Below are 7539 nucleotides of genomic sequence, written 5' to 3' on the forward strand. Positions count from 1 at the left end.
TGTTCTACTTCCAGCACCGCCATCGCCACCATATGGACTTAAGTCTCTATCTCTTGAAACAGGTATAGGTCTTTGTTCTCCATCAGCAATCTCACGTATCTGTATTTGTGGCCTCTCTGGAGTATAAGGAAAAGGGTCGTTGTGGTATACCTCTGCTTCTACCTTAATTATCTGTCTTATCCCTGCTCTTGGAGATGGATAATAATCATCTTCATCATCTGTACTAGATATAGAAGATGTTCTGTTACTAGGAGTGTGACTAGGCAACGCAGTATCGTCGCTACCTGGAATGGAGGTATATGGTACTGAATCATCTAGAGCAGCAGCTTCTAGCTCTCTTCGTTCACCGTTACCCGGTGATGAAGATCTATCTAGGCCATGTTCGCGATTATCAGGATCTCTGTCAAGATCAGGTGTTTGTTCTGAAACCGCAGACGTTTCAATTCCTTGATTAGCTTCGCGCCAACGGCCCCTTTGTAAGGCTTCAGCAAGTGGATAGCCTCCTATATAAACTTGGCAATTATTAAAATTGAGCTTTTCACCTTTTGCACCACATTCCCGTACGTTCTCATCATTTACTTTTACGGTACCATCTGCAAGTACATCTACTTGAACCTTTTGAGTTTTTCCTTCGGAGGGTTTCCAAGATAACTCTAGTTTTATAGTACCCTTTTGTACTGTATAGTTTCGCTTGTTACCAACTTTTTCAACAGAGCCTAAATCTTTTCCGTCACCGAAATCAAAATTGGCTGAACTTAACGCATTTTCTCTAAAGACTTTACTATGTAATAATTTACTGCTCGTAAGTACTCCACCAGCACCTATTTTTACAGCAACTTTGGAACCAGAAAGATCACAAAAAGATAATGTAGATTTTTCAATACCAGAAGGCCACGTGATATTGCTATCTATTTTCTTTTTTACATCTTCTTTTAGATCGTGATATTGCAAATGAGCTTGAGCTACAAGATCTACACAGCTATCTTCCTTCTTCTTTTTAAGAGAGAAGATTGATCTTTGAACAGGCGATGGTAAGTGTTCTATGCTTTTCGCAATATCACAGACAGTGAACCCCTCCTTGTTTTTTAAATGAAGCGGCGCACCATGCGAAACCAAGGTCTTTAAAGTTTCTATATGCCCTGGTTTGATATTGTTATTACCCTTATTACGCAACATGTGTATAAGAAGCGCATGGAGGGGTGTATTACCGTCTTTATCAAGTAAATTGATGTTTCCGCCTGTGACCATAACAGACAGAAATGCATCGTGATCTCCAGATACTGCAGCATTATGGATACGTGATTGACCACGGTAATCACTGTCCCCTATGGGAAATACAGAGTAATTTCTACAAATGTGATTTTGCAAAGAAGCTTGATTTGCAGATCTAGCTAAAATTGTATTTAGGTCAGAATGTTCAGAAACTTTTTCAGGAGTAAGCTTAGTCTCCAACGTCCGGAATATATCAAATGATGGAGAGACACCTGCTAGTAATTCAATGAAGTTTTCACCATTGTAATTTTTATGCTTTAAGAAAACTTCTTCAAAAAGATCCCTATGTTGTTTTTCAAGAGCTGATGCAACATCTGAACATACTTCTAGTAAAGCAGCGGCGCGCTGTTGACCAATTTCTGAGCTTCCTACTTCTGTAACTAAAGCTTGAAGGGCGCTTTGTAACGGATTGTTACCTTGATAATCAACATTTTTTAAAGTATTTCTAAGAGTATTATCTCTGAGAAATGCAGCTATAGCACGCTGAGCATTCTCACTTATACCATTAGTTTCAGTGTTCTTATCCAGCAATATATTTGAGAGGAGGGCTGCAAATGGATTTGCTGCATTACGTGCATAATTAGGGTAGACTCTCGTAAGCGTTGATAAATGCTGGACTGCATTAGGAGAAGCCTCTTCTGTGACTTTGTTAAGGGCGTCCGAAAATTTTTCTCCTATTCCAACGTCTCTACGTTCTGCCCTATCAGCAATAGCGCGTAGCTCAGCTCCTGCCATCCCGCTTATGTTTCTTAGAACATATTGTGCTTTTATGCCACCATCAGATCGAGCGCTACATCCAGATTTATCCAGTAAGTTCTTATACAACTTTAAGAACTCTTTATCCTGCAATATCCTAGGATTTTCCAGCATCTTACCAAGTTGTATAACAAGATTATCACCGTTCTGATTGGTAACGTTTAGGGGTAATTCTTCAGCTCGGTACTTTAAAATCTCCTTGATAAAAGGTATGTTTTCACGTTCAATAGCAGCATCTAGAGGAGAAAAACCATAATCAGGGCTGCGAGAAGTAAATACTTCTATAGGAACATAACGCAATGTATCTCTATCCTGCCCAGATAAATCCTCTTGATTACACATAGAGAATAGCTCTTTCTGCTGCTCTAAAAGCAAGTGCCTACCCTTACTCATATAACGAACAGCGCCAGTTATAGGATTAATCTCCGTAAATGATCTTTCAGATATGCGCTCCAAAGCACGAGGTAGCTGTTTTTTGTTACTCTTCTGAGAACTACTTGTGATTTTACGTAACTGACTCAATGCATGCTCAGCTGCAGTTATGGAATCATCACGAAAGTATTCATCGAGAAAGTCACTAAGAACGTTATCGGGACGATTATTATCAATTCTATTTAGCTCATTCTTGATAAACTCATCACGTTTTTTGCTGTTCTTAGCATATTTACTTAGATTTGCATCTAAGACCACTCTATCAGCGCTTCTACCTTCCGTATCACCAGTTGCAGATGCAATAATGCGTTCAAGCATTGCTACGGTACGCTCTGGATGTACACAAGAAGCAGCATAAGATAGAAGGCCTTTTCCTCCTTTATCTTTCGTATTTAGTTCTGGGTTTTCTCTTGTCAGTTTTTCAAAAATAAATTCTCCATCAGCAGGACTGAGCATGCCGCTCCTAGCCGTAAGATGAGCAATGTTCTGCCCATTAGGAGTTAATAGATTCTTATCCCCTCCTAAAGTCAGTAATGCATCCAGAATATCATGAGAGCCATGCATGGCTGCTAAGTGTAATAAGGAATAGCCATTTTCTACTCTATTTATTTCATTAGCCACTTGACGTTCAATTTTCTCAACTTCAGAAGAATCTTGCTGTTGGAATAGTTGATCTCGGTGAGCAAGATAGTGTTTTAAAAGAGCAGATGTGACTAGATAGTTCTTAGAAGAAGATAATGATTCACGCAGAAGGCTAGGCGATGCATCAGACTGCTCAAACAACTTGCTAGCTGAGCTACGAAGATGCCCGTCCAGATTTGTGAGTTGCGTTGAATCTAATTCTAGATCAGCACCTCTTGTAACGAGAATTCTAGTAACGGTATGGGAAAAATTATCCCAATCTTCTGGAGAAATTAACTGATCTGTTCTAATGCCAGCAACACCTCTAGCTGCTGTTGCTTCAGATAAAGCAAAATCTATAGTTTGCTCTGCTAAGTACTTGATCAATTCTGAATGTTTTTTAGAATGAGCACATTTTTTAACGGCAAAATCATATGGTAGTAGATTAGAATCACCCCCAGTTTCAGCAGTACTTGCCTGAGATTTAGCTATTAGAGTAGGATCCATCGTTATTAGATCTTTTACTCTAGTTAAATCGCCGGACAATATTGCAGAATGCAATGTTGCCTCGCTCAAAATAGTAGGGAGATCTGTATCAGCACACCAAGCTATATAGAAGTCCCTGGACTTTTTCATCTTACTTTGAGACTCCACCAAAGCCTTCTTAAGGTCTTGGTCTATATTTTCCAATTCTGCAGGTGTACTATTCTCTAAACAGTATAATAAGAGATTATCTTTCCCGTCTTTGATTAACGCAGACTTGTCTAAGCGTTGTGCAATTTCTTGATACGGTATGTGTTTGATAAGCTCCACATTATCGTGCTGCAAAGCCCAGTTTAAGAAAAATTCATTCTTCAGGGGATCCTGAGCGCGCGACAATTCAATGAGGTTAGAATATACCTTAGGGTGGTATGCGTTATTTGCCACTAAATATGCTAATGCTTGCTGAGATAGTTGAGAAATTTTTGTAGGTAAGTCTTCATCAACAGAAGAACTTTCAATTCTTTCATTTATTTTTCTCAAAAGCAAAGGCGCAATATCAGGGTTTTTGCTTTTACAAGCATCTCTCAATAGAGATAATTCATATTTTCTATTTCCTAGTACCTGCAGCTGCTTAGGTGGTGCCTTGCCCTTCTTCTTTCCTACTGCTAATAATGAACTGTTATGCCGATTTGCAGTATCAAATATCCACCCTAACAGTAGGGTATTACCACTTTCTATTGCTGTTTGAACAATGTTCTCACTTCCAATTAATCTTTCTATTTCAGATTCCTTCAGAGAGCTATTGATAAATGACAGCAAAGCACTTGTATGCTGATCTCCACTTGTCAGTGCTAAGTCAAGCGGTGTCTGATTTTGTGCATTTTTTTCTAAAAGTGCTTTCAATACGTTTTTAGAATATACCGAACTCTTACTCGATGAAGATGCTGAGGGCAAAACACGCAATAGGTCAAGCTGAGACGAGCCTATTATCGTATGCAGAAGATTTTCCTTATCGTATCCCTTCCTTACACTTATTTCTTCAGCAGAGCATTTCTCCAGTAAGTGTCTTGCCATGCTGTTATTTCCAGTTTTGACAGCGCATTGCAAGGCTGTACCGTGCGAAGAAGCACTATATCCAGGATGCTTATTACTACCTGCCCAAAAGCTGCACTTATCACTATATCTTTTAAGCAGAGCATCATACTGCTCTGGTGTTCCTAATATAGCAGCTAATGTGAATACATTATGCCCTGATCCAGATTTGTGAGACGTTTTACGAAAATCTCTCTCATTGTTAAGAGAATCAAGGACTTTGTCTTTGAATTCAGTTGCATCGTCCACAGTGTTCTTTATCGATGACGCAAGGCATTTTAATGATCCAAAATCCTTCAGTGCCTTAGTAGTAGTAGATCCCGTTACACCAAGTTTATGAGATTTTTTCTCACCTATTTGTTTAGGAGTAGATGGTTGCTTATATTTCTCAGCAGCAGTGGCAGATTTCTCTGATGCATAATGATATTTTAAAAAAGATAACGTACTTATCTCAGGGTAGGCTTTCTCTAGCGACTGGATAAGAAGTTTTCTATCGGTTGGGTGGGAATTGCTTAATATTCGCTTAGCATCGCTGTGAGGAATTTTTCTCTTTGAAGATAGATACTCACTTATCATTTGAGCAGCATCTTTCGCAGATACTTTAGATACTTCTTCAATACTAGATATTGTATTACATGACTGATGTATAGGATTTTTACTGATTTCCCTTTCTAAAACTTTTTTATGTTGATCGATCAAAAGACGCACTATAGGCGTATGTCCAGAATCTGCAGCAACTTCTAAGATGCTCTTACTAGTTGATTGATCTACCGCATATAATACGTGAGGTAGCGCATTTACGATACTTTCAACTTTTGCGTAATTACCTTCTCTTGCATGCTTTATTCCTACATGCGACATTTCTGTCTTTAAAGCGGTCCTTCCATGGAACGGTATATTTGGTCCAGGATATATATTGTTACGCATGGCAGAAGTAAGCAGACTATTAATCTTGTCACTAGGACACGAATCGCACATCTTTTCTATGATAGAGGTGCCACTACGATCCCTCTCAGCGAGTTTCAAGCATGCTTCTTCAAGCGCAGCACAACTACTTTTGTCTAAAATCAACTCGAGGGAGTCAGCTTGTGTTTTTTCATTAATTAAACCCAGAACCTGGCGGGCTTCAAGCGTTAAACTCCCAGATAATTTACGACTATTAAACAATACATCAAGCGCATCTTTATCTCCACCACTAATGCGTAGTGCACTTGATACAATGTTGCGTATAGTGTCGCTTTGGCAAGGTTCTTCATTGCCCGTAATATTTGATACGCGACGCCCCATAGTTAAACGACCAGGGATTAATTCGTCTACCAGATCACTTCCTGATAATAACCAACAGGCCATATATTCTGGTGCCCGCTCAGCAAGATATTGTCCCCACTGAGGATCTTCTATGAACTTGTTACATATATCTTCGTCTTCTGAAGCTAAAATTTCGATAAATCTCTGTGGATGATCTAAAAGTTCCTTAACAGAGTGCTTTATCAATTTGTCTTTACGCTCAGGTGAGAAGCTATCTAAGTAAGTATCTAGAAGATCTGCATCAGAGTATTCTAGTAAGCTTATTACGCCTTCTACTTCACTTTTAAGATCACCTTTACAGATATCTAAAATGTGGCGGTTTCCAGACTGTAGTGCCGTGAGTACCACGGACTTCTTCTCTAGGTCTTTCAGTGAAAGATCAACATTTACCTGTCCAGAATCCTCTTTGATATAGCGTTTAAGCACGTCACTTGTTTCGCTATTATCCTGAATAGCATAGGCATTATGAAGAGGAGTCTCTTCTAGCCCATTCTTTTGCTGCAACAGTAATCTCAAATCTTTAGATTGCGAAATGCTTTTCTCAATACAAAACCTTAAGAGATCTGCGTCATCTGATTCACATGCGATGTGTAAGATATTCTTGCCTTGTTCATTAACCCGATCAAAGGCATCGGGATACCTTGTCAATATTTGTGAAAAAAAATCTGAATTCCCACCAAACTGGATGTTTTTGATAGCGTACGCTAATGGGATATTCCCATCATTATCTACCGATATACCCCAATCAATATCCTGAGATTTCAGAAGAATCTGCGCATATTCTTTTCCCGCCTCTAAAGCTAAGGTGTGCGGATAATTTCCTTCATTATCAGGAACATTTAAAGTATCTCCTGTAGAGAAATTTAGTATTTCTTGCACAGCTTCTACATTTGATATACCCGCTTTTGCTACATGTAAGGAGTAATGTAACAACGGCTTTCCTTCAAATATAGGCCTACAAAGAGCTAATGCCCTTTCTCTTGCATTAAGATCTGATAATGCCTTTTTTAGACCTTCAGCGTCGTTATTTCTTACAGTGTCGCGAAGAAAGTCATTGAAACTATTATTTCTTCTGGCATGCATAAGCTTGTCTTTCACCTATATTTTTTTATATCGGAATTATAGCACTTATTTATCCTGAATTGCCAATAATAGTACGAACACCTCAACTATAGAGGGAAAAAATTTCTTTTTTAACTAATTTCATGGGTTACGTACTAGAAATTGTACTACCCTGTGCAATTTTTACGTGAACAGAATACGAGGTAACACCGCAGTAATTATACTTATCCTTATTAATAATTTCCTACTTTAATGTTCCTAGGGAAGATGGGGTGTCATATAAACTCTCTTCTAAAGGCTTTATAGAAGAGAGTTTAATGAAGACTTTTATTGAATTATCTGATGTAATCTTAATTCATTGCTTTAGTAACGTGTTTCCCTTCTATTTATGGTGTAGTGGAAACTTCTAGACTAGAAGGTGTGCTGCGAGCTTGTTTATACATAGAAACGTATATCAGCAAGAAGTTATGGGTGCATAGGAAGGGCAGAAAACTAATAATTATAACCCAACTC

The 7539-nt window shown here is 38.6% G+C and carries 1 protein-coding gene; it reads right to left on the bottom strand.

Annotated elements, in window-relative coordinates; genetic code table 11:
* On the bottom strand, nt 1-7047 hold a 7047-nt coding region (locus tag KPX09_RS03585), incomplete at its 3' end, for an ankyrin repeat domain-containing protein (RefSeq protein ID WP_249549027.1).
* Between the last annotated feature and the right edge of the window lie 492 nt (nt 7048-7539).

This window comes from Anaplasma phagocytophilum (assembly GCF_023476575.1).
Classification (GTDB): Bacteria; Pseudomonadota; Alphaproteobacteria; order Rickettsiales; family Anaplasmataceae; genus Anaplasma; species Anaplasma phagocytophilum_A.